The organism is Yersinia nurmii (genome assembly GCF_001112925.1).
GTDB lineage: Bacteria > Pseudomonadota > Gammaproteobacteria > Enterobacterales > Enterobacteriaceae > Yersinia > Yersinia nurmii.
This window is the reverse complement of sequence record NZ_CPYD01000005.1, coordinates 83,489-105,581: the sequence shown is the minus strand read 5'-3', so window position 1 is coordinate 105,581 and position 22,093 is coordinate 83,489. Positions and strand designations below refer to the sequence as shown.

The window sequence follows — 22,093 nt, the reverse complement described above, 5'->3', positions numbered from 1 at the left end:
CCGGTTAGCCGGGGTTTTTTGACTCAAGCGCGCTGACGATTAATCGTCAAGGAAGCTACGCAGAACTTCTGAACGGCTTGGGTGGCGCAGTTTACGCAGCGCTTTTGCTTCGATCTGACGAATACGTTCACGGGTTACGTCGAACTGTTTACCCACTTCTTCCAAAGTATGGTCGGTGTTCATATCGATACCAAAACGCATACGCAGAACTTTCGCTTCACGAGCGGTCAGGCCAGCCAACACGTCGTGAGTCGCGGAACGCAGGCTCTCTGAGGTAGCAGAATCCAGCGGCAGCTCCAGCGTAGTATCTTCGATGAAATCGCCCAGATGTGAATCTTCATCATCACCAATTGGCGTTTCCATTGAGATCGGCTCTTTCGCGATCTTCAGTACTTTGCGGATCTTGTCTTCCGGCATCAGCATCCGTTCTGCTAATTCTTCCGGGGTAGGCTCACGACCCATTTCCTGCAACATCTGACGGGAGATACGGTTGAGTTTGTTAATTGTCTCAATCATATGCACCGGAATACGGATGGTGCGCGCCTGGTCAGCGATGGAACGGGTAATGGCCTGACGAATCCACCAAGTAGCATAAGTCGAGAACTTATAACCACGACGGTATTCAAACTTATCTACCGCTTTCATCAAACCGATGTTGCCTTCCTGAATTAAATCAAGGAATTGCAGGCCACGGTTGGTGTATTTCTTAGCGATAGAAATAACCAGACGCAAGTTCGCCTCGACCATTTCTTTCTTCGCACGACGAGCTTTCGCTTCGCCGATAGACATACGACGGTTGATATCTTTCACTTGCTCGATGGTCAGGCCGGTTTCTTCTTCGATCTGACGCAGTTTTTGCAGGCTACGTTGGACATCTTCCGCTACGTCTTTCAGTTTTTCAGACCATGGTTTACCCATTGCGACTGCCGCTGCAAACCAGGTATCGCTGGTTTCGTTGCTGGCAAACAGTGTGACGAAGTTTTTCTTCGGCATTTTGCACTGTTCAACGCACAGCTTCATGATGATACGTTCTTGAGTACGAACGCGATCCATCATGGTACGCATGTTGTTGACCAGATAGTCAAACTGCTTAGGCACCAGGCGGAACTGTTTGAAAACTTCAGAAAGTTTCAGAATCTCAGCGGCAGCGCTGGCATGGCTACGGCCATTTTTCTTGATTTCTTTCCGTGCGTTTTCGTATTGTTCACGCAGGTCGCTGAATTTCTGACGCGCCAGTTCCGGATCGATGCTGTTATCGTCTTCGCTGTCGTCGTCTTCGTCTTCATCTTCTTCGTCATCATCGTCCATCTCTTCGGCGGACAATTCTGAACCTACGTGGGTAGCGGTTGGTGCAATATCTTCTTCGGCATTCGGGTCAACAAAGCCGGTGATCAGGTCGGACAGGCGGGCTTCGCCAGCTTCAACGCGATCGTATTGTTCCAACAGATAAGTAATAGCTTCAGGATATTCTGCAACAGAACATTGCACCTGATTGATACCGTCTTCGATACGTTTGGCAATATCAATCTCGCCTTCACGGGTCAGAAGCTCAACGGTACCCATTTCACGCATATACATGCGGACCGGATCGGTCGTACGACCAATTTCGGATTCGACACTGGACAACACCTGTGCAGCAGCTTCAGCCGCGTCATCGTCGGTATCATTGGTGTTTTCGGCCAGCATTAAATCATCGGCATCAGGTGCTTCTTCCAGCACCTGTATACCCATGTCATTAATCATCTGGATGATGTCTTCGATCTGATCGGAATCGACGATATCTTCCGGCAGATGGTCATTGACCTCAGCATAGGTCAGATAGCCTTGCTCCTTACCACGGGTGACAAGTAGCTTCAGCTGTGACTGCGGGTTTTGCTCCATAAGACGGTATCCACACTTCAGAGTATTTGGGTTGGTGTCGGTCGGCGAAACCGCCAACAATAGCATTTGGGGCTTTTTTTTTCGCCGCTGCCCGCTATGGCGGCATATTGCAGGGATTCGCCCCCGCATTTATCGGCAATTAAGCCGTTGGGTAGTTCATTTTTTCTTGGCTAACGCAAGATTCAAAGACCAAAGCTCTTTACGTTCTTCGGCGTTTAATCCATGTGTTCGATCGCGGGCAATCAATGTTTCCTGACGCTGTTCCAAAATTGAGTCATACAGACTCGCCAGCGTATCGACAAAGGTCGGCTCGACCATCTCCTCAGCAATCATGTGGTTCCAAGTTGCCAAGGTTTCAAGCTGTTGACTGAATTTATTATCACGATACTGTTCCAGCAATTGGCCGGTCGTCAGCCCCGGCTGAGCCAAACAGGTATTTACCAACTCAATAAATAGCGGTAATCCAGCCAGTTTCGCCTGCTCAACTCCCTGTAGTGAGGGAATAAGTGTAGCCAGTTGCGGGTTTTGTACCAGTAGCCCTATAAGTATACGCATGGTTGTGCGTTTTAGCTGGGGCGGTTGGTAGGTATTCGTGTTCTCAGCCTGTTTAGGCATCAGCTTATCCAGCTGACTGTCATCCAGAATGCCTAATTTATTACCTAACTGCTGGCGCAGATAAAGCCGCAGCGTTTCTCCCGGCACCTGGCTGATTAAAGGCAGCGCCAAGGTACTTAATTTGGCTCGTCCATCGGGGCTGCTCAAATCGACCTGCGGCATGAGCGTTTCGAACAAGAAGGTTGATAGCGGCTGCGCCTGCTCCATCCGTTGTTCGAACGCCTCTTTACCTTCTTTACGCACCAGCGTATCGGGATCTTCTCCGTCGGGTAAAAACATAAAACGTAGCTGACGGCCATCGTTCAAATAGGGCAACGCGGTTTCCAATGCCCGCCAGGCGGCATCTCGGCCAGCCCGGTCGCCGTCATAACAGCAAATAACCTGGTCGGTGGCGCGGAACAGCAGCTGAATATGTTCAGCCGTCGTTGAGGTTCCAAGTGAGGCAACGGCATAATCAATGCCGAATTGCGCTAACGCCACCACATCCATATAACCCTCCACCACGAGTAAACGCGTTGGATTGGGATGAATAACCTGTGCTTCATACAAGCCGTATAACTGGCGGCCCTTATGAAAAATTTCTGTTTCCGGTGAGTTGAGGTACTTGGGAACACCGTCCCCCAGAATACGACCACCAAAAGCGATTACCCGCCCGCGCTTATCGCGAATTGGGAACATAACGCGTTCACGGAAACGGTCGTAAGTTCGCCCTGTATCATTAGTCACCAGCATACCGGCATCGTTCAGTGCGGTACGACTTTCGGCATCACGACCAAAGCGTTTTAAGGCATTGTCCCAACCTGCGGGAGCAAAACCAATGGCGAAATGGTGGATAATATCTTCACTCAAACCGCGGTGCTCGAGATAACCACGTGCCTGTTTAGCTGATGGGCTATTGAGTGATTGCTGATAGAAAGCGCTAAGCTGATCCATCAATTGATAAAGACTTTGTCGTTGATGACGTTCGATCTGCGTGCTGCCGGTTCCTGCCTCGTAAGGCACTTCCAGCCCGTGCATGGTAGCTAATTCTTCGATACTTTCGACAAACTCCAGTCGATCGTAATTCATCAGAAAATCTACCGCGTTGCCGTGGGCACCACAGCCAAAACAGTGATAAAACTGCTTTTCGCCATTAACGGTGAATGAGGGTGTTTTCTCATGATGGAACGGACAACACGCGTGATAATTTTTGCCTTGCTTCTTCAGCTTTACCCGAGCATCGATAAGATCGACGATGTCGGTTCTAGCCAGCAAGTCATTGATAAATACCCGCGGAATTCGTCCAGCCATAAGCCCCTATTCGCTAGTCCATAAACGAGAATAAGCCGCGCATTCCTTTCGGAAAGCACGGCCTTCGTTGCAACTACTCGGTCTGCGCGTTTTTAGAAACTAACAAATCACGCTGCGGGGCTGCCCCCGAAGAATTAATACAGACGAGTGCGGCGTGCGTTTTCGCGAGCCAATTTCTTCGCGTGACGTTTTACAGCAGAAGCTTTAGCGCGTTTACGTTCGGTAGTCGGTTTTTCATAGAACTCACGACGACGAACTTCAGCTAAAACACCTGCTTTTTCGCAGGAACGTTTGAAACGACGAAGAGCTACGTCGAATGGCTCGTTTTCACGTACTTTAATTACCGGCATGTGCCTCTCACCTCAATAGAAATCGGTTTCTGCTGGCCAAGTGCCAGCCTTCTCAAAATGGTGCGGAATTTTACTTCAATGGATGCTGCGTTGTAAAGCACCACAGCAAATTGAAACAGGCACGCCCCTGTTTGACCGACCACTGTTTTATTGTCAGAAGTGCGGCGGGGGCTGATTATATACTAAACAGCGGTTCGGGTCGAACGAATCAACAATTTTTTCAATTATAGTGAGACTCAACAACATTCTGGCGTCCTTCCGCAGAGAAATCAGGTCATTGCACAGGGAAATGATTTTTTTCTGAAAAACTAAATAAACAGTAAATAGCAGAAACCATGACTGTCCCCATGGTTGTGGTAAACTGTCCGCCGCACGTGAATGATGGGAAATGTAATGCGAGTCTTGGGTATAGAAACATCCTGCGATGAAACCGGAATTGCAGTTTATGACGATGAAACCGGTCTGTTAGCCAATCAATTATACAGTCAGGTCAAATTACACGCAGATTACGGCGGCGTAGTTCCTGAACTGGCCTCGCGTGATCACGTGCGGAAAACCGTACCGCTGATTCAGGCTGCTTTAAAAGAAGCCAATCTGAAACCGGAGGATATTGACGGCGTAGCCTATACCGCCGGGCCGGGGTTGGTCGGTGCTTTGCTGGTTGGTGCCACCATTGGCCGCGCGCTGGCTTTTGCCTGGAATGTGCCTGCGGTGCCGGTTCATCATATGGAAGGCCACCTGTTGGCGCCTATGCTAGAAGAAAACGCGCCTGAGTTTCCTTTTGTCGCTTTGCTGGTTTCCGGCGGTCATACACAATTAATCAGCGTGACCGGCATTGGCGAATACCAACTGCTTGGTGAATCCGTTGATGATGCGGCCGGTGAAGCTTTCGATAAAACCGCAAAGTTGTTAGGGCTGGATTATCCCGGCGGGCCGATGCTGTCACGTATGGCCCAACAAGGCGAGACTTCCCGCTTCACGTTCCCTCGGCCAATGACTGACCGCCCAGGGCTGGATTTTAGCTTTTCCGGCCTGAAAACCTTTGCCGCCAATACCATTCGCGCCAACGGCAATGACGATCAGACTCGCGCCGATATTGCTCGCGCCTTTGAAGATGCGGTCGTGGATACATTGGCAATCAAATGTAGACGGGCGCTGGATCAAACCGGTTTCAAACGTTTAGTTATTGCCGGAGGGGTGAGCGCCAACACCACATTGCGTCGTAAATTAGCCGAAATGATGCAAAAACGTGGTGGCGAAGTGTTCTACGCTCGTCCTGAATTTTGCACCGATAATGGCGCGATGATCGCTTATGCGGGCATGATCAGGCTGAAAACTGGCGTGAATAGCGAGTTGACGGTGTCTGTGAGGCCGCGTTGGCCGTTGGCTGAACTTCCGAAAGTTTGAGCAGGACTGCGGCTGTGATGCCGCAGCCATTGAAAATGCTCATGGATTTTAGTCCACTCCGCTTTTCAATCCTTAGCGCTGTGCTTCGCTCTCGCTCTGTCATCAGAACGGAGTTACGGGAGTGGACGCGCGCTCAATCAGTCATCCAATTCCTGCTCTTCTGCTTCTTCGGCAGCGGTCTTCTGTCTTTTCTTCTTCAGCTTGTCCCAAATTTTACTTTCCTGACCGCGCCATAAACGCTGAATATTATCGTGGTGACGCATCAGTATCAGGCAGGAAAGCATGGCGACCGGGAAGGTAAACTGTGGTTTAAACCACCAGACATAAAATGGGGCTATCAGGGCGCTGACAATCGCACCTAATGAGGAATAACCGCTCAACAGTACTGTTAGCAGCCAAGTTCCGGTCATTAAACCCGTGAGATCCCAGCCGATGGGGGCGATAGCACCAAAAGCCGTCGCTACGCCCTTGCCACCGCGGAAATTAAAGAATACCGGATAGATATGGCCCAAACAGGCGGCGATAGCAGTAATTCCAAGGTAAAGAGGGGAAACATGCAGAAGATAAGCGATCCATACCGGCAGCATACCTTTTATCACATCAAACACTAATACTGCCGCCGCCGCAGTGCGGCCGCCGATGCGTAATACGTTGGTCGCTCCGGGATTCCCTGAACCGTTTACACGAGGATCGGGTAATTTAGCGATTCGACACACCAGAATCGCGCTGGAAATTGAGCCACACAAATACGCGAAGAGAATCATACCAAGCGCGATAGCACTCATAACGCCGCCCCGTTTAATAATGGTCGTTTTAATCGCAACATCAGTGGATAATACGCATATTCGGCTGGAAGTGATATCCGGTAGGCACAAAAACAGAGAATGACGTGATGGACATCGTATTTATTGAAGAACTCAGCGTGATTACCACCATCGGTGTTTATGACTGGGAACAGACTATTAAACAGAAGTTAGTGTTCGATATCGAAATGGGATGGAATAATCGCAAAGCGGCCGCCAGTGACGATGTAAGCGATTGTTTAAGCTATGCTGATATCAGCGATGCTATCTTGAAACACGTCGCGGGGCAGCGTTTTGCGCTGGTTGAGCGAGTGGCAGAAGAAGTTGCCGAAATATTATTGCAGCGTTTTGCTTCTCCCTGGGTGAGAATCAAAGTCAGCAAACCAGGCGCAGTGGCAGAAGCTCGCAATGTCGGCGTAATAATTGAACGCGGTGAGCGAACCTGCTGATTTTTCTGGCGACAAAGTGCCATAAAAATGAAACCATCTATTGATAAGCTGGTCATATTACGGCGGTTGATGTTTTCAATTTAATAGAATTTAAACGGCAGTGTTTTTCTATAACATTGCCGTTTTTTTGTGGTTTTCTCTTATTGGGTATGGGTAGCGTAGATGACGGATATGTATTCGCTGTTTGTAGCATTTATTCTGGGCGTGGTCGAAGGTTTAACCGAGTTTCTACCAGTATCATCAACCGGGCATATGATCATCGTGGGCCATCTCTTGGGCTTTACCGGTGAGAAAGCTGAAACTTTCGAAGTTATCATTCAGTTAGGTTCGATTCTGGCCGTGGTCGTGGTGTTCTGGCGCAGATTGTTCGGCCTGATCGGTATCCACTTTGGCGGTAAGAAAGTGGCTAACGATGGCCAGACCGGCGGTCATTTAACGCTTGGGCACATATTATTGGCCATGATTCCGGCGGTCGTCTTGGGTCTGGTATTCCACGATGCGATAAAGTCACTGTTTCAGCCTCAAAGTGTGATGTACGCCTTAGTGGTCGGCGGCCTACTGCTGCTGGCGGCGGAATGGTTGAAACCTAAAAACCCTAAAGCGGTTGGTCTGGACGATATCACGTACCGTCAGGCATTTATGATTGGCTGCTTCCAGTGTTTAGCGCTGTGGCCGGGCTTCTCCCGCTCTGGGGCGACCATTTCTGGCGGTATGCTGACCGGCGTGAGCCGTTATGCTGCATCTGAATTTTCGTTTATTCTGGCCGTACCTATGATGCTGGGTGCCAGTGGGTTGGATTTGTATAAGAGCCTACACTTCCTGACATTAGGCGATTTACCGATGTTTGCCGTTGGTTTTGCTACGGCATTCGTGGTGGCGCTGATTGCTATCAAAACCTTCCTGTCATTGATTAAGCGAATCTCGTTTGTGCCTTTCGCTATTTACCGTTTTGTAGTGGCAGCGGCAGTGTATTGGGTATTTATGTAAACTTTTTAAGTTAATGAATGCAAAAAAAAGCCCTGATTTTACAGGGCTTTTTTACGTCTGCTTATTGAGGTTCACTGATCTAGTTAGTTTCGCCGAGAGCCAGTTTCCAGTCTGCCAGCGCCTGCTGACGGCGACGTTTGACTTCATCCCTAATCGCCAGGCCTTGCAGGCCGCTGGCAACCACTTCCTTGATCGACACACCATTAGCAACCTGATAGGCCGCGCGCAGATAATCGCCTTGCGGATAAGGATTATTTTCAAAGCCGGTGCGTCCACGGGCATCGGCTTCGCTGGTCATAATCATTTGCTCTAAACGTTCCGGTTTGCGCCAGACGTCAATGGCGTCAAACAACTTGAGCAGTGTTTCCGGTCGCAACTTATCGACGGTATGAATTAAATCGTGATATTCCGCCACCAGTTTTGCCAAATCCCGAATAGGATTGGGTACTCGCAGTCGTTGGCACATTTTTTCTACCAGTTTGACACCTGCGGGGCCATGGCCGTGATGACGCGGCCAGAATTCTTTGGGCGTCAGTCCCTTGCCTAAATCGTGGCACAGTGCGGCGAAACGAATATCAACCTCTGGACTAATCTGAGCGGCGATGGCCAGCGTCATTAAAGTATGGATACCGGTATCGATCTCTGGATGCCATTTCTCCGGAGCAGGCACGCCAAACAGCGCGTCAATTTCCGGGAACAGCACAGCCAGCGCGCCGCAGTCACGTAAAACCTGAAAATAGGTTTGCGGACTCTGGGTGAGTAAGGCTTTTTCTGTTTCTTTCCATACGCGCTCTGGCGTGAGCGCCGAAAGCTCGCCGCTGTCGGCCATTTGGTGCATTAATACCTGAGTCTCTGGAGCGATAGAAAAGCCCAGATGAGCAAAACGAGCGGCAAAACGGGCGACTCGCAGTACGCGTAGAGGATCTTCGCCAAAGGCGTCAGAAACATGGCGTAAAATGCGGTTTTCCAGATCCTTTCGGCCTTGATAAGGATCAAAAAGTTCGCCTTCCACGCTACGCGCAATGGCGTTGATAGTCAGATCCCGACGGAGTAAATCTTCTTCCAGCGTGACGTCCGGTGCGGCATAGCAGGTAAAGCCAGTGTAACCCTGACCGGATTTTCGCTCGGTACGCGCCAACGCATATTCTTCGCGGCTGACCGGATGTAAGAATACCGGAAAATCCTTGCCGACCTGTTGATAACCTTGAGAAAGCAACTGTTCAGGAGTGGCACCGACCACGACCCAATCCCGCTCGGTGACCGGCAGATTTAATAAATTGTCGCGTACGGCACCGCCGACCAGGTAGATATTCACTGTTTTTCTCCTGATACCGATTGTATCGATGATTCTGAAATAAGAGGCTTAAGGCCTGACCAGAGTATAGCGAGGTGGGGCGAGCAAATGAAATCGGCCGCCTGATGGCAGCCGATAGAATTCAATCTATAGTTTCCGCGATTAATTCATCCAGCGGTTATTTTTCTTACGGCTTGGGATAAGGTGTGGTAATACCAGACCCAGCAGCAGACCGATGCCAGCAACGCCGCCACCGTACATAAACCATTGCAGAATAATGGTGCGCTGCTTGTCATCCAACTGTAGGTTGACGGCGTTCACTTTCTTCTGCGCGACAACTAATTGGTTTTTCAGCGCTTCATTTTCCTGTTTCAGCGCGTTAATGACGCCGTCGCTGGCTGCAACTTTTTGCTGCATTTCAGCGGTACGCTGGTTCCAGCTATTATCAATATTAGCCAGTTTGTCCGTCAGGGTTTTAACCTGTTGTTCCAAATCAGGTAAACGCACTCGCATACTTGGCGACTGACTCAATTGATCCATTGGAATCCAAGTGGTACGCCCTTTACTGTCGCGAATTTGGCCATAATTTGCCGCTTCGTTAACGCTGATCAGGGTGACTTCATCGCCGGCATTTAGCGTGCCGAGAATGCGGTATTGGTTACCGGGGCCGCTATGGACGTAGGTGATTAGCTCATCGGAGATGTAGCGTTTTTCTTCAGCGTGCGCGCCCCAACTGATGCTAAGACTTAGCACTGCGAGACAAATTAGGCGTAATTTCTGCATTAGATCATCGTTTATGAGTGAATTTATGGAACGATAGTAGAGTGTTCAGTTTGCCGACGCAACGCATAAACCGGAATGAGAACTATCTTACTCTCAATGCCTGTGCGGGTTTGACGCTATTTTTCGCCGGTTTTTCAGAAACTAAAATTAGTCTGATCAAGCTAGTAGGGCAGACTCGGCAAATCAGGTTAAAATAGGGTTTGACTCGCCTGCTGCACGAGACTTTTCGTACAGAAAAAGCGGTGTAAAACAGGCAAATTATCGCGAATGGCGCATAATGCCCACAATCTCGCAAATATCGGTGTGAATGAAATTATGACCGTTGAAATAGAATTAAAATTTATCGCTACTCCAGCAGCCATTGCTGCCTTGCCGGGCCAGATTGCGTCCTGGCCACATGAACATTTCGCGCCACAAACGCTGACCAATATCTACTTTGAAACCGAAGACGGTCGCCTGCGCGAGCATGATATGGGTTTGCGTATTCGCGGCTGTGATGGGCAATTTGAAATGACAATAAAAACCGGTGGCAAGGTGGTCGGCGGTTTGCATCAGCGTCCAGAATATAATGTAACTATTGATAAACCAGAGTTGGATTTGGCGCTGTTCCCTGCGGAAATCTGGCCGGAAGGCTGGGATATCGCCGCGCTTCAGGCTGAACTGAAGCCACTATTTCAGACCGACTTTGTGCGTGAAAAGTGGGTAGTTACTTACCAGCAAAGCCTGATTGAACTGGCTTTAGATCTGGGCAATGTGACAGCCAACGATCTCAGCGAAGCATTGCACGAAGTGGAGCTGGAGCTAAAGCAGGGGAATCAGGCGGATCTGCTGGCATTGGCGACAGAACTGGCGCAAAACGGCGGTCTGCGTCAGGGGAGCCTGAGTAAAGCTGCGCGCGGCTACCATTTGGCAAAAGGTAATCCGGCGCGGGAAGTTCGTCCGTTGCTGGTGGTGCAGCCCGCGCCTAAGTCTACCGTTGAGCAGGGAATGTCTGCGGGCCTAGAAATGGCGTTGGATCACTGGCAATACCATGAAGAACTGTGGCTGCGTGGCGATGAATCGGCAAAAGCCATGATTATCGAAGCGTTAGCGATGATTCGTCAGGTCATGACGGTATTTGGCGGCTTGGTACCACGTAAAGCCAGCACTGAGCTGCGGGCACTATTGACCGAGCTGGAACCTTTACTGGCGGCGAAAAATGCTGAGGCGGAACAATTGTGCTACAGCACCACTTATCTTAAATGTAAGTTGGCGCTCACATCTTGGCTGGTTAACGCTGGCTGGCGTCCGTTCCTCGATGCTAAAGGCCAGTCAAAGTTACAAGGTTCCTTTAAGCGCTTCACCGATATTATGCTGAGCCGCAGCGCTGCAGATTTGAAAGAAGCCTTTGCACATCATATGGATGATGACGGCTATCTGGCGCAGTTACCTCGTTTGAATCGTCAGATTCTCTCTTTCCAGCTGTTATCCGGTTTCTATCCGCAAAGCGAATGGCATCCATACATTGATGGCTGGTTTGGTCTGCAACAGGCTATTGTTGAACGCCAGGGACACTGGCGTGATACCGCCCGTAAAGAGGCGTTGGCCCAGCCAGCTTTCTGGCTCAACGGTGCTGCGCGTTAACTGATTAACAGCCTGCTTTTTGCAGGCTGTTTTGTATAGGGATTCGAAATGTTGCCACTTTCCTCAGAATTACAAGTGCAAGCGCAAAGTATTGTACAGCGTTTTCATGAGCCTCCGATAAGCCGGACGTTAACAGAAGAAGACGTTGCGGTGCTGACGCTAAGTGATTTTGTCAGTGATATGTTGTTGATTCATCCCGAGTGGTTGGATGAGCTACACCAGCAGCCGCCGCAGGCGGATGAGTGGCAACGATACCCGGATTGGCTGCGCTTGGTGCTGAGCGAAGTACAGGATGAAGCTGCGCTGATGAAGGCTCTGCGCTTATTCAGACGGCGAATGATGGTGCGTATTGCGTGGTCGCAGGCGTTGCAGACCAGTACCACGGAAGAAACCTTGCAACAGCTGAGCTGGCTGGCGGAAAGCATTATTATTGCCAGCCGCGATTGGCTGTATCAAACCTGTTGCAAAGAATGGGGCACGCCTTGTAATCGCGAGGGAGTTCCACAACCTTTGCTGATTTTAGGAATGGGAAAGTTAGGCGGCGGAGAGCTGAACTTTTCCTCTGATATCGATCTGATTTTCTCTTATCCGGAAAATGGCCATACCCAAGGTGGTCGTCGGGAGCTGGATAACGCGCAGTTCTTTACTCGTTTAGGGCAGCGGCTGATAAAGGCGTTGGATCAGCAAACCATTGATGGTTTTGTTTATCGGGTCGATATGCGGCTACGCCCCTTTGGCGACAGCGGCCCGCTGGTGCTGAGCTTCGCCGCGCTGGAAGACTATTATCAGGAACAAGGCCGCGATTGGGAACGTTATGCGATGGTGAAGGCGCGGCTGATGGGCGGTGCGGAGGATGATTATAGCCAGGAACTGCGTCGAACCCTGCGGCCTTTCGTATTCCGTCGCTATATAGATTTTAGCGTGATTCAATCGCTGCGTAATATGAAAGGGATGATCGCCCGCGAAGTACGACGCCGTGGCCTAAAAGACAATATAAAGCTGGGCGCGGGCGGGATTCGGGAAATCGAATTTATTACGCAGGTATTCCAATTGATTCGCGGTGGCCGCGAGCCGCGTTTGCAGGAACGAGCGTTGCTGCCCACGCTACAAGCGGTAGCAGAGCTGGGGTTACTTACTCAGCGGCAGGTTGACGATCTCAGCACCAGCTATCTGTTTTTACGCCGTTTAGAGAATCTTTTACAGGCGATTGGTGATGAACAAACCCAAACTTTGCCAAGTGATGGGCTGAATCAAGCGCGTTTGGCGTGGGGAATGGGAAAACGGAATTGGATGGAGCTGGCGGATACGCTGGACAATCACATGCAGGCAGTCCGTTTGGTATTTGACGACCTCATTGGCGACGATACACCCGATGTAGGCGAGGATTCCTGCTATGTTTCGTATAACAGTCTGTGGCAGGATGCGTTAGATGAGGATGATTTGGCGCCTCTGACTCCGCATTTAGATGAAAATGCGCGCAGACACTTCCTTAGCACGCTAGCTTCTTTCCGTCATGATGTAGATAAACGCACCATAGGGCCGCGCGGTCGGGATAAGCTGGATCAACTGATGCCACGCTTGCTGGCGGAGGTTTGTCCGCGTCGCGATGCGGATATCGCTCTAAGTCGCCTGATTCAACTGTTGTTGAGCATTGTGACCCGTACCACCTATCTGGAGCTGTTGCTGGAATACCATGCAGCGCTGACTCACGTTATTAAGCTGTGCGCCGCGTCACCGATGGTGGCCAGCCAGCTTGCTCGCTACCCGCTTTTGTTGGATGAATTACTCGACCCTCATTCGCTGTATCAACCCCTTGCTCCTGGCGCTTATCGCGATGAATTGCGTCAGTATTTACTACGGGTTCCGGAGGATGACGAGGAGCAACAATTGGAAGCGTTGCGTCAGTTTAAACAGGCGCAGCAGCTACGAATTGCTGCCGGAGATATCACTGAAGCGCTGCCGGTAATGAAAGTGAGCGATCACTTAACCTATCTTGCCGAAGCCATTATTGACGCAGTGATTCAACAAGCCTGGAATCAAATGGTCAAACGCTATGGCCAGCCAACTCATTTACAAAATCGAGAAGGGCGCGGTTTTGCCGTCATTGGCTATGGCAAACTGGGCGGATGGGAACTGGGATATAGCTCTGATTTAGACTTGGTTTTCTTGTTGGACTGTCCGTTAGATGTGATGACGGACGGCGAGCGTAGTATCGATGGCCGCCAGTTCTATCTGCGTCTGGCGCAGCGCGTGATGCATCTGTTTAGCACCCGCACTTCATCGGGTATTTTATATGAAGTGGATGCACGATTACGCCCTTCCGGTGAGTCAGGGATGCTGGTGAGCACCATCGAAGCCTTTGCAGAATATCAGCAAAGCGAGGCCTGGACCTGGGAGCATCAGGCACTGGTGCGGGCACGCATGGTGTATGGTGATGAAAGCTTGCATCAGGAATTTGTGGCCATTCGGCAGCGTATCTTGTGTCAACCGCGTAACGATCTGACTTTGCAGCAGGAAGTGCGCGAAATGCGTGAGAAAATGCGCAATCATTTAGGCAGTAAACAGCGGGATACCTTTGATATTAAAGCCGATGCTGGTGGTATTACCGATATCGAGTTTATCGCTCAGTATCTGGTATTGCGTTACGCTGCCGGTGAGCCGCGTTTAACCCGTTGGTCTGATAACGTGCGTATTTTCGAGCTGATGGCCAATTATGGCATCATGGAACAGCAGGAAGCGGCGGCGTTAACCAAAGCCTACGTCACCATGCGGGATGAGATTCACCATCTGGCTTTACAGGAGCGATCCAGCAAAGTTGCCGCCGATTGCTTTATTGCCGAGAGAGAACAGGTGGTCGCCAGCTGGCAACATTGGCTGGGATAACTATTTAACTATTTAACTATTTAACTTTTCTCATGATTTTTATTAATTATTTATTGGGAATAGTCTGTGGGGCGAATATCGCCCCTTTTTCTTACCTGTAAATTGGTAGTGGATGGGAAGTGGATAGCTCTTTTCATTGAGGGATATTGTCTCTGACACCGGTTTTTTGCCATGCACTGCGCAAAAGAGGAAAAAACCGCTATTCAAATCCCCTTGCCTGTACTGAAATTCATCTATCTGAGGTAATAAGGCAAAACCGATTTTATTGGTAAACGAAAGCCTGTGATATTATCCGACACAATATAATGACCTGTTTTGGAGCTATGGGATGAAAGTTACACTGCCCGATTTTCGCCGCGCTGGTGTACTGGTGGTTGGCGACGTGATGTTGGACCGCTATTGGTATGGGCCGACCAGTCGGATATCGCCGGAAGCACCGGTGCCAGTGGTGAAAGTGGACACTATCGAGGAACGTCCGGGTGGTGCAGCTAACGTTGCGATGAATATCGCCTCCTTGGGTGCCGCGTCACAGCTGGTTGGCTTAACCGGCATTGATGATGCGGCGCGGGCGTTGACCAGCAAGCTGAATGAAGTCAACGTGCGCTGTGATTTTGTGTCTCTGCCAACTCATCCAACCATTACCAAGTTGCGGGTGCTTTCCCGTAACCAACAGTTGATCCGCCTTGATTTTGAAGAAGGATTTGAAGGTGTCGATCCCCAGCCGATGTTTGATCGTATCCAGCAGGCATTACCTCATATTGGTGCATTGGTGCTTTCTGACTACGCTAAAGGCGCTCTGGTTAGCGTTCAGCAGATGATTAAACTGGCGCGTGCGGCTAAGGTGCCAGTGCTTATCGATCCGAAAGGCAGTGATTTTGAACGCTATCGCGGTGCAACTCTGCTGACACCAAACCTGTCTGAATTTGAGGCGGTAGTTGGGCAGTGTAAAACGGAAGATGAGTTAGTGAGTCGCGGTATGAAACTGGTTGCTGATTTCGAGCTGTCAGCGCTGCTGGTGACGCGCTCCGAGCAGGGTATGACCTTGTTGCAACTGGGGCAACCGCCGCTGCACTTACCTACTCAGGCGCAGGAAGTGTTCGATGTAACCGGCGCGGGTGACACTGTGATTGGCGTATTGGCCTCGGCACTGGCCGCTGGCAAAACGCTGGAAGAATCCTGCTTCCTAGCGAACGCCGCCGCGGGTGTCGTGGTGGGCAAACTGGGTACTTCAACGGTTTCTCCGATCGAACTGGAAAACGCCATCCGTGGTCGTGCCAGTACCGGTTTTGGCGTGATGAGTGAAGAACAGCTTAAAACTGCGGTGGCTCAGGCGCGTCAGCGAGGCGAAAAAATCGTCATGACCAACGGTATTTTTGACATCCTGCACGCAGGCCACGTCTCCTACTTGGCTAATGCCCGTAAACTGGGCGATCGTTTGATTGTCGCAGTTAACAGCGATGCGTCCACCAAACGCCTGAAAGGGGAAAAACGACCCGTTAACCCGCTGGATCAACGCATGATTGTGTTGGGCGCGTTGGAATCTGTTGATTGGGTCGTTTCTTTCGAAGAAGACACGCCACAGCGCTTAATTGCTGGTGTTCTACCCGATTTACTGGTGAAGGGCGGAGACTATAAGCCTGAAGATATCGCCGGTAGCACTGAAGTCTGGGCCGCCGGCGGTGAAGTTAAGGTACTTAACTTTGAAGATGGTGTTTCCACGACTAATATTATTCAGTCGATAAAAAACGGGCGCGGTTAGCTCAATCCGCTGAATCAGGGTAAGGATGCTGCGCCATGGCCAATGGCAATAAGGCGGTATGGTGAGTGGATTAAAGCAGGAGTTGGGGCTGGCGCAGGGCGTTGGTTTGTTATCTACGTCCTTGCTGGGCACCGGCGTATTTGCTGTACCGGCGCTAGCCGCCATGCTGGCGGGCGACGACAGCCTATGGGCGTGGCCGTTACTGATTGCTCTGGTGTTCCCCATTGCTATCGCCTTCGCCGCGTTGGGGCGTCATTTTCCTAGTGCTGGCGGCGCGGCTCATTTCGTCAATATGGCGTTTGGCCCACGTTTGGGTAAAGTGACGGGCTGGCTGTTTTTATCGGTGATTCCTGTGGGTTTACCAGCGGCATTGCAGATTGCCGCTGGTTTCTGGCAGGCCACCTTTGGTTGGAGCGCTACCGGCTTGCTGATAGTGCAACTGGCTACTTTACTGGTGATTTGGCTACTGGGCACCCGCAGTGCAGGTTCTAGCGCCAATATTCAAACTCTGATCGCCCTGTTGATTATCGCTTTGGTTGCGGCGATTTGGTGGCAGGGGGAAATCAGTCCCGCTCAGATACCCTGGCCAGCGATTGCCGACGTTTCTCCTCCCAATATATTCAATGCATTAGCGGTCATGTTCTGGTGTTTTGTCGGTCTGGAAGCTTTCGCGCATCTGGCGACAGAATTCCGCCATCCTAAACGGGATTTTCCTCGCGCCTTGCTGATCGGCATGCTGGTGGCCGGAGTGGTTTACTGGGGTTGTACTGTTGCCGTACTACATTTCCATGCTTATGGCGCAGAGCAGGCCGCAGCCGCATCTCTACCGGGCATAGTGGTGCAACTTTTTGGTCAACACGCACTTTGGGTCGCCTGTATTATTGGCTATCTGGCGTGCTTCGCCAGCGTGAATATTTATACCCAAAGCTTTGCTCGCATGGTGTGGTCACAGGCTGCCAGTCGCCCAGAAAGCCCTTTGGCCCGCTTATCCGCTGGGCAAGCGCCGGTCAATGCACTGAGCGCCGTAGTCGGTTGCTGTCTGGCTGCTACGTTGCTGACTTATTGGTTTTCTCTGCCGCTGGATATGCTGATCGTCTACGCCAACGGTATTTTTGTGCTGATTTATTTGCTGTGTATGTTAGCGGGTATTCGCTTATTGAAAGGACGTTCACGCTGGATGGCGGTAATTGGCAGCCTGTTGTGCTGCATATTGCTGCTGATGATTGGGTGGAAAAGTTTATACGCACTGATTATGTTTGCGGTACTTTGGCTCCTTTTGCCAAAGACAACGATATCAACAGTTGATAGCTGACTCACCGGCTAAGATTCAGATGTTTTCTATGAACGACAAAAGGGGCATTTAAGCCCCTTTTAGCTGAACGGCGGAGATCATTACTCGCCGGTTTTCTCTGCTTCGTCCTGCGCAGCAACCGGCGCAGTGTTAAATTTGGCTTCCAGTTCACTCATCCGTTGTTCCAACATGGCCAGTTTTTCGCGGGTACGTAATAACACCTGCGTTTGCACATCGAAATCTTCACGATTAACCAAATCCAAACGTGTCAGTTGCGATTGCAGCACCTGGCGGATTTTCTTTTCGACGTCGTCCCCGAACTCGCGAATACCTTTCGGCATGGATTCATGCACCTGGCGGGCGATTTGTTCAATTTTTTTCGGGTCAATCATGGTATTTCCCTAATTTGATGTTTAGTGACTGCCTAATAGTGTAATACCTGGCGTCAATTCTATAAACCTTTGTGACCAGGGTTTAATTCTGCATTTTGCCAATTGCCCGGACGAATCATTAGCGTTATAGTCTTTAGGCTTATTCTCAGGGCGGGGTGAAAGTCCCCACCGGCGGTAAACCATAGTTAGGTACTTTTGTGCCGCATTGTGGAAGCCCGCGAGCGCTCACATTGAGTGGTTAATTTCATTCAGCGTAGAGGTCAGCAGATCCGGTGTAATTCCGGGGCCGACGGTTATAGTCCGGATGGGAGAGAGTAACGGTATCTGCCGGGCATACTGCCCGCTTGCGTTATTTTTGCCGTATATTTGGCGAACACTCCTCAAGACCGCCCTGATTCTGGTAATCCATAATTTAATGAGGTTTTTTACCATGAATCAGACCCTTCTATCAGATTTTGGCACGCCTTTCGAGCGTGTAGAACGTGCATTGGACGCCTTGCGTAATGGCAAAGGTGTGATGGTGCTAGACGACGAAAACCGCGAAAACGAAGGCGATCTTGTCTTCGCCGCAGAAACCATGACCGTAGAACAAATGGCTCTGACAATTCGTCACGGCAGTGGGATTGTGTGTCTGTGTATCACCGAAGAACGTCGTCAGCAGCTTGAGCTGCCAATGATGGTGACCAACAACTCCAGCCAGTTCCAGACCGCATTCACCGTGACTATTGAAGCCGCTAAAGGTGTTACCACCGGCGTATCTGCCGCTGACCGCTTGACCACCATTCGTGCGGCCATTGCGGATAATGCGACGCCTGCGGATCTTAGCCGACCAGGCCACGTTTTCCCACTGCGCGGTCAACCGGGTGGCGTACTGACTCGCCGTGGTCATACTGAAGCATCCATTGATTTGGCAACGCTGGCCGGTTTTAAACCCGCAGGCGTACTGTGTGAATTGACTAATGACGATGGCAGCATGGCTCATGCGCCAGAAGTGGTTGCCTTTGCTAAACAGCATGATATGCCAGTAGTGACTATTGATGACCTAGCGGAATACCGCTTGGCTCATGCGCAGAAAGCCAGCTGAGTTTGGTGAGCAGCATCCTGAATACTGTCTGATTTAACTGACTGAGTTAACCGGGTTTTATTTTCCTTAACAGGTAAAATAGCCCGGTTTTTTCATTTCTGTTTCCGCTGCGGATTCCCGCTTTGCCTTCGCTCGCTATCCATTCAAATTTATTGACTATCTTCTTCATAGTTATCCGGCTGTGCAATGAAAAGAAAGCGCGTAATGTAGTTGGCAAGGTATGGCGGCCAACCTGTCGCTAGAGCCTGATAACTTCATTTAACTGTAAGGATTTCCTATGAACACCTCTCGTATGCCTGCACTGTTTCTCGGCCACGGTAGCCCGATGAATGTGCTGGAAGAAAACATTCATACATTGGCATGGCGTGCGTTGGGTGAGGCGATTCCTAGTCCGAAAGCGATTCTGGCTATTTCTGCCCACTGGTATACCCGTGGAACTGCGGTAACAGCAATGGGAAAACCGCGCACTATTCACGATTTTGGCGGATTTCCACAGGCTTTGTTTGATACTCAGTATCCGGCTCCCGGTTCGCCTGAACTTGCAGAGCAAATTCAGCAACTGCTGAAACCTGTCGAAGTGATGGCCGATACCGGCGAATGGGGTTTGGATCACGGGGCCTGGGGAGTGTTAATTAAAATGTATCCTGACGCCGATATTCCGGTGGTGCAACTCAGTGTTGATGGTACCCAGCCTGCGGCTTATCACTATGAATTAGGGCGTAAGCTGGCGGTGCTACGTGAGCAGGGTGTGCTGATTGTGGCCAGTGGTAACGTGGTTCATAACCTGAGAATGGTCAACTGGCAGGGAGAGGCTAGCCCTTATCCTTGGGCCGAATCTTTTGAACAGTACGTCAGGGATAACCTTGATTATCAGGGGGATAACCATCCACTGGTCAATTTTATGGATCATGAGGGCGCGGCGCTGTCTAACCCGACTCCAGAACACTTCTTGCCGCTGCTGTATATTTTGGGAACCTGGGACGGAAAAGAAGCTATTTCTCTACCGACCGAAGGAATCGAAATGGGATCGCTGAGTATGCTGTCGGTTCGTTTAGGCTAATGATTGGATAGATATAAGTGATTTTCTAAATATAGAAGGGAAGGCGATTGCCTTCCCTTTTGCACATCATTTTTGGGGATTAGCCCAAAATAATATGTGGGTAGAATCGAGACAGATCCTGCGTGATCAATTCGCGATCTTCGCGCAGACCAATACCGCAAGGCTGATCGTTGATCAACCAGCTGCCAATCAGCGTGTAGCTATCGCCAAAACGTGGCAACGGATGGAATTGCTGTACGATCATGCCTTCTTCACCGTAAGGGCCATCCACGCGGGCCACCTCTTTGCCATTTTCCACGATCTGGATATTGGCACCTTCCCGTGAGAACAAAGGCTTGGTCACATAGTGATCCAGCGGCGGATGGTTGTCTTCGGCAAAGTATGCTGGCAGTAGATTTGGGTGATTAGGGAACATCTCCCACAGCAGCGGCAGCAGAGCTTTATTGGAAATAATGCTTTTCCACGCCGGTTCCAGCCAGCGAACGCCCGCGTCTTCCAGCTTGGTGGAAAACATTTCGCGGAACATGAATTCCCATGGATAGAGCTTGAACAGATTACTGATAACCTGGTTATCCAGATCGGTAAATTGCCCTTTTTCGCCCAGACCGATTTCTTCCATAAACAGGAATTCGGTTGGTAATCCGGCCTCAAGAGCACAATCTTGCAAATATTGTACCGTACCGCGATCTTCTTCGGTGTCCTGACAGCAGGCCAGATGCAACAGGCTAAAACCGTGGTTTTCCCGAAGTTCAGTAAAGCGTTCTATTAGCTTTTCCTGCAGGCTGTTGAACTGATCTGCATCGCCGCTCAGATTGTTAGCGTTGATCTGATCTTCCAGCCACAGCCATTGGAAGAATGCCGCTTCATACAGTGACGTTGGTGTATCTGCGTTATTTTCGAGTAACTTGGCCGGACTTTTACCGTCGTAGGCTAAATCAAGGCGGGAATACAGAGAAGGCTGGTTGGTACGCCACGAAGTGCGGACGAAATCCCAAACATGTTTAGGAATGCGGAATTTTGCCATCAGCTCATCGCTATTAATGACCTTTTCTACCACCTGCAGACACATTTGATGCAATTCTGCCGTGGTGTCTTCCAGCTCTTCAATCTGCGCCAGCGTAAATTCGTAGTAGGCATCCTCACACCAGTACGGCTCGCCATACATGGTGTGAAATTTAAAGCCAAACTCGGTCGCTTTTTCGCGCCAGTCCGGGCGCTCGGTAATCGGTAAGCGTTTCATTAATCAGACCTTAGCCACCCATGCTGCGCGAGCTGGAATTGGATGATGAAGCATTGCTGCGCTGCATAGAGGTCTGTTTAGCTACTGATTCACCGAAGCCGCCGCGAGTGATGGTGTTGGTTACCGCAGGTTTTGGCGCCAGTGCGGTTTTAGGCACGGTCATGGTACGACCGGTGGTCGCAGGGCCGTAGTTTTTACCGGTTGCGTCAACAAATTTGCCGTTAGCCGGGCTGCCTGCTGATTTAGAGGTAAACAGCGGTTGGCTTGCACCTCCGCCCATCATTCGACCCATCATGTAACCGGCCATCAGAGGCATCCACATACTACCGCTCTGCTGTGGCTGCGCCGTTGCGCCAGCTTCCGCCGGTGCTGAGGTCGGAGCCATACCGGCTTGAGCCGGTGCCTGAGTACACTGAGACTCACCAAATTCAGCCACACAGTCTTCACGAGTTGCATATTTAGGCGCGGTTTTAGCCGCTTCCTGCAAGGCATTATTGTAAGACGCGGTGCATTCGGCGCTTTTGGATGGGTTTGCCTGTGAGCAGTCGTCCGCATTCTGGTACAGAGAGACGGTTTCATCGGTTTTTTCGCAACCGGCAAGCATAAATACGGCACTGACCGCCAACGCGACAGGCGCTAAGCGATAGTTACGCCAGGATTTACGGAATGTCTCTTGATTGATGTTTTTAGTCCGTTTCATCGTCATTGGTCCTATGTCCGGGCTTTTTGCCCTTTATCCCATTTATAGTCATATAGCGTGGCCATAAGAATAGGGGAAAGATGTATAAAATTAAAGCGTAGGGGTAGGTCAGCGGCATACTTTACATTGCTATACGAAATGCTGCGGGCTAGCTCTCTTTTTTCATCGATGAAAAATGCTTGTCCCTGACGTAGAGGGAATC

General features: G+C 50.4%; 18 protein-coding genes and 1 riboswitch. Of the genes, 9 read left to right on the top strand and 9 right to left on the bottom strand.

Translation table 11 applies throughout. The features are described from left to right. Positions 1 to 39: 39 nt before the first annotated feature. The 3 genes from rpoD to rpsU form a co-directional block, all read right to left on the bottom strand. Entirely contained in the window at positions 40 to 1,881 is a 1,842-nt protein-coding gene (gene rpoD / locus AD970_RS08085; RefSeq protein WP_049597800.1) for an RNA polymerase sigma factor RpoD, read from the bottom strand. A gap of 156 nt (positions 1,882 to 2,037) precedes the next feature. After that, positions 2,038 to 3,786, bottom strand: a complete 1,749-nt coding sequence (gene dnaG, locus AD970_RS08080) for a DNA primase (protein ID WP_049597799.1) — start codon at positions 3,784 to 3,786, stop codon at positions 2,038 to 2,040. A 134-nt stretch (positions 3,787 to 3,920) separates the two neighbouring features. Further along, positions 3,921 to 4,136, bottom strand: a complete 216-nt coding sequence (gene rpsU / locus AD970_RS08075; protein ID WP_001144069.1) for a 30S ribosomal protein S21 — start codon at positions 4,134 to 4,136, stop codon at positions 3,921 to 3,923. Positions 4,137 to 4,529: 393 nt separating this feature from the next. Here rpsU and tsaD point away from each other — a divergent pair, with 393 nt between their 5' ends. Further along, entirely contained in the window at positions 4,530 to 5,543 is a 1,014-nt protein-coding gene (gene tsaD, locus AD970_RS08070; protein ID WP_049597798.1) for a tRNA (adenosine(37)-N6)-threonylcarbamoyltransferase complex transferase subunit TsaD, read from the top strand. Positions 5,544 to 5,680: 137 nt separating this feature from the next. Here tsaD and plsY read toward each other — a convergent pair whose 3' ends face one another. Further along, positions 5,681 to 6,328, bottom strand: coding sequence for a glycerol-3-phosphate 1-O-acyltransferase PlsY (gene plsY, locus AD970_RS08065; protein WP_049597797.1), 648 nt, complete (start codon positions 6,326 to 6,328; stop codon positions 5,681 to 5,683). 107 nt (positions 6,329 to 6,435) lie between these two features. Here plsY and folB point away from each other — a divergent pair, with 107 nt between their 5' ends. Further along, a complete protein-coding gene (folB, locus tag AD970_RS08060; protein ID WP_049597796.1) occupies positions 6,436 to 6,795 on the top strand; it encodes a bifunctional dihydroneopterin aldolase/7,8-dihydroneopterin epimerase in 360 nt (119 codons plus the stop codon). A gap of 162 nt (positions 6,796 to 6,957) precedes the next feature. After that, a complete protein-coding gene (gene bacA / locus AD970_RS08055; RefSeq protein WP_049597795.1) occupies positions 6,958 to 7,782 on the top strand; it encodes an undecaprenyl-diphosphate phosphatase in 825 nt (274 codons plus the stop codon). A 79-nt stretch (positions 7,783 to 7,861) separates the two neighbouring features. Here bacA and AD970_RS08050 read toward each other — a convergent pair whose 3' ends face one another. Then, positions 7,862 to 9,097, bottom strand: coding sequence for a multifunctional CCA addition/repair protein (locus tag AD970_RS08050; protein WP_049597794.1), 1,236 nt, complete (start codon positions 9,095 to 9,097; stop codon positions 7,862 to 7,864). 141 nt (positions 9,098 to 9,238) lie between these two features. Continuing rightward, positions 9,239 to 9,859 (bottom strand): TIGR04211 family SH3 domain-containing protein, encoded by a 621-nt coding sequence (locus AD970_RS08045; protein ID WP_049597793.1) that lies wholly within the window; start codon positions 9,857 to 9,859, stop codon positions 9,239 to 9,241. Between the two features lie 315 nt (positions 9,860 to 10,174). Here AD970_RS08045 and AD970_RS08040 point away from each other — a divergent pair, with 315 nt between their 5' ends. The 4 genes from AD970_RS08040 to yjeH all read left to right on the top strand — a co-directional run bounded on the left by AD970_RS08040 (position 10,175) and on the right by yjeH (position 17,436). Next, on the top strand, positions 10,175 to 11,482 hold the full coding sequence (locus AD970_RS08040; protein ID WP_049598105.1) for a CYTH domain-containing protein: 1,308 nt from the start codon (positions 10,175 to 10,177) through the stop codon (positions 11,480 to 11,482). 48 nt (positions 11,483 to 11,530) lie between these two features. Then, positions 11,531 to 14,365 (top strand): bifunctional [glutamate--ammonia ligase]-adenylyl-L-tyrosine phosphorylase/[glutamate--ammonia-ligase] adenylyltransferase, encoded by a 2,835-nt coding sequence (glnE, locus tag AD970_RS08035; RefSeq protein ID WP_049597792.1) that lies wholly within the window; start codon positions 11,531 to 11,533, stop codon positions 14,363 to 14,365. A gap of 328 nt (positions 14,366 to 14,693) precedes the next feature. Further along, positions 14,694 to 16,124, top strand: coding sequence for a bifunctional D-glycero-beta-D-manno-heptose-7-phosphate kinase/D-glycero-beta-D-manno-heptose 1-phosphate adenylyltransferase HldE (gene hldE, locus AD970_RS08030; protein ID WP_049597791.1), 1,431 nt, complete (start codon positions 14,694 to 14,696; stop codon positions 16,122 to 16,124). A 61-nt stretch (positions 16,125 to 16,185) separates the two neighbouring features. Then, on the top strand, positions 16,186 to 17,436 hold the full coding sequence (gene yjeH, locus AD970_RS08025) for an L-methionine/branched-chain amino acid transporter (RefSeq protein WP_049598103.1): 1,251 nt from the start codon (positions 16,186 to 16,188) through the stop codon (positions 17,434 to 17,436). An 80-nt stretch (positions 17,437 to 17,516) separates the two neighbouring features. Here the strand turns inward: yjeH and ubiK are convergent, their stop codons facing one another. Continuing rightward, on the bottom strand, positions 17,517 to 17,807 hold the full coding sequence (gene ubiK / locus AD970_RS08020; RefSeq protein ID WP_049597790.1) for a ubiquinone biosynthesis accessory factor UbiK: 291 nt from the start codon (positions 17,805 to 17,807) through the stop codon (positions 17,517 to 17,519). Between the two features lie 137 nt (positions 17,808 to 17,944). Then, positions 17,945 to 18,127, top strand: a riboswitch (FMN riboswitch). 110 nt (positions 18,128 to 18,237) lie between these two features. Here ubiK and ribB point away from each other — a divergent pair. Both ribB and ygiD read left to right on the top strand, forming a co-directional pair. Beyond that, positions 18,238 to 18,891: a 3,4-dihydroxy-2-butanone-4-phosphate synthase gene (gene ribB / locus AD970_RS08010; protein WP_049597788.1), complete on the top strand. Its 654-nt coding sequence runs from the start codon at positions 18,238 to 18,240 to the stop codon at positions 18,889 to 18,891. A gap of 277 nt (positions 18,892 to 19,168) precedes the next feature. After that, positions 19,169 to 19,951: a 4,5-DOPA-extradiol-dioxygenase gene (gene ygiD / locus AD970_RS08005; protein ID WP_049597787.1), complete on the top strand. Its 783-nt coding sequence runs from the start codon at positions 19,169 to 19,171 to the stop codon at positions 19,949 to 19,951. Between the two features lie 79 nt (positions 19,952 to 20,030). Here ygiD and AD970_RS08000 read toward each other — a convergent pair whose 3' ends face one another. After that, on the bottom strand, positions 20,031 to 21,191 hold the full coding sequence (locus AD970_RS08000) for a glutathionylspermidine synthase family protein (protein WP_049597786.1): 1,161 nt from the start codon (positions 21,189 to 21,191) through the stop codon (positions 20,031 to 20,033). 10 nt (positions 21,192 to 21,201) lie between these two features. Beyond that, on the bottom strand, positions 21,202 to 21,891 hold the full coding sequence (locus tag AD970_RS07995) for a DUF1190 family protein (RefSeq protein ID WP_049597785.1): 690 nt from the start codon (positions 21,889 to 21,891) through the stop codon (positions 21,202 to 21,204). Between the last annotated feature and the right edge of the window lie 202 nt (positions 21,892 to 22,093).

What these genes read in the sequence shown, in the direction of transcription:
- tsaD (WP_049597798.1), top strand. Translation starts at nt 4,530, where the DNA reads ATGCGAGTCTTGGGTATAGAAACATCCTGCGATGAAACCGGAATTGCA.
- ygiD (WP_049597787.1), top strand. Translation starts at nt 19,169, where the DNA reads ATGAACACCTCTCGTATGCCTGCACTGTTTCTCGGCCACGGTAGCCCG.
- hldE (WP_049597791.1), top strand. Translation starts at nt 14,694, where the DNA reads ATGAAAGTTACACTGCCCGATTTTCGCCGCGCTGGTGTACTGGTGGTT.
- bacA (WP_049597795.1), top strand. Translation starts at nt 6,958, where the DNA reads ATGACGGATATGTATTCGCTGTTTGTAGCATTTATTCTGGGCGTGGTC.
- plsY (WP_049597797.1), bottom strand. Translation starts at nt 6,328, where the DNA reads ATGAGTGCTATCGCGCTTGGTATGATTCTCTTCGCGTATTTGTGTGGC.
- ubiK (WP_049597790.1), bottom strand. Translation starts at nt 17,807, where the DNA reads ATGATTGACCCGAAAAAAATTGAACAAATCGCCCGCCAGGTGCATGAA.
- rpsU (WP_001144069.1), bottom strand. Translation starts at nt 4,136, where the DNA reads ATGCCGGTAATTAAAGTACGTGAAAACGAGCCATTCGACGTAGCTCTT.
- AD970_RS08040 (WP_049598105.1), top strand. Translation starts at nt 10,175, where the DNA reads ATGACCGTTGAAATAGAATTAAAATTTATCGCTACTCCAGCAGCCATT.
- AD970_RS08000 (WP_049597786.1), bottom strand. Translation starts at nt 21,191, where the DNA reads ATGAAACGCTTACCGATTACCGAGCGCCCGGACTGGCGCGAAAAAGCG.
- folB (WP_049597796.1), top strand. Translation starts at nt 6,436, where the DNA reads ATGGACATCGTATTTATTGAAGAACTCAGCGTGATTACCACCATCGGT.
- AD970_RS07995 (WP_049597785.1), bottom strand. Translation starts at nt 21,891, where the DNA reads ATGAAACGGACTAAAAACATCAATCAAGAGACATTCCGTAAATCCTGG.
- AD970_RS08045 (WP_049597793.1), bottom strand. Translation starts at nt 9,859, where the DNA reads ATGCAGAAATTACGCCTAATTTGTCTCGCAGTGCTAAGTCTTAGCATC.
- ribB (WP_049597788.1), top strand. Translation starts at nt 18,238, where the DNA reads ATGAATCAGACCCTTCTATCAGATTTTGGCACGCCTTTCGAGCGTGTA.
- glnE (WP_049597792.1), top strand. Translation starts at nt 11,531, where the DNA reads ATGTTGCCACTTTCCTCAGAATTACAAGTGCAAGCGCAAAGTATTGTA.
- rpoD (WP_049597800.1), bottom strand. Translation starts at nt 1,881, where the DNA reads ATGGAGCAAAACCCGCAGTCACAGCTGAAGCTACTTGTCACCCGTGGT.
- dnaG (WP_049597799.1), bottom strand. Translation starts at nt 3,786, where the DNA reads ATGGCTGGACGAATTCCGCGGGTATTTATCAATGACTTGCTGGCTAGA.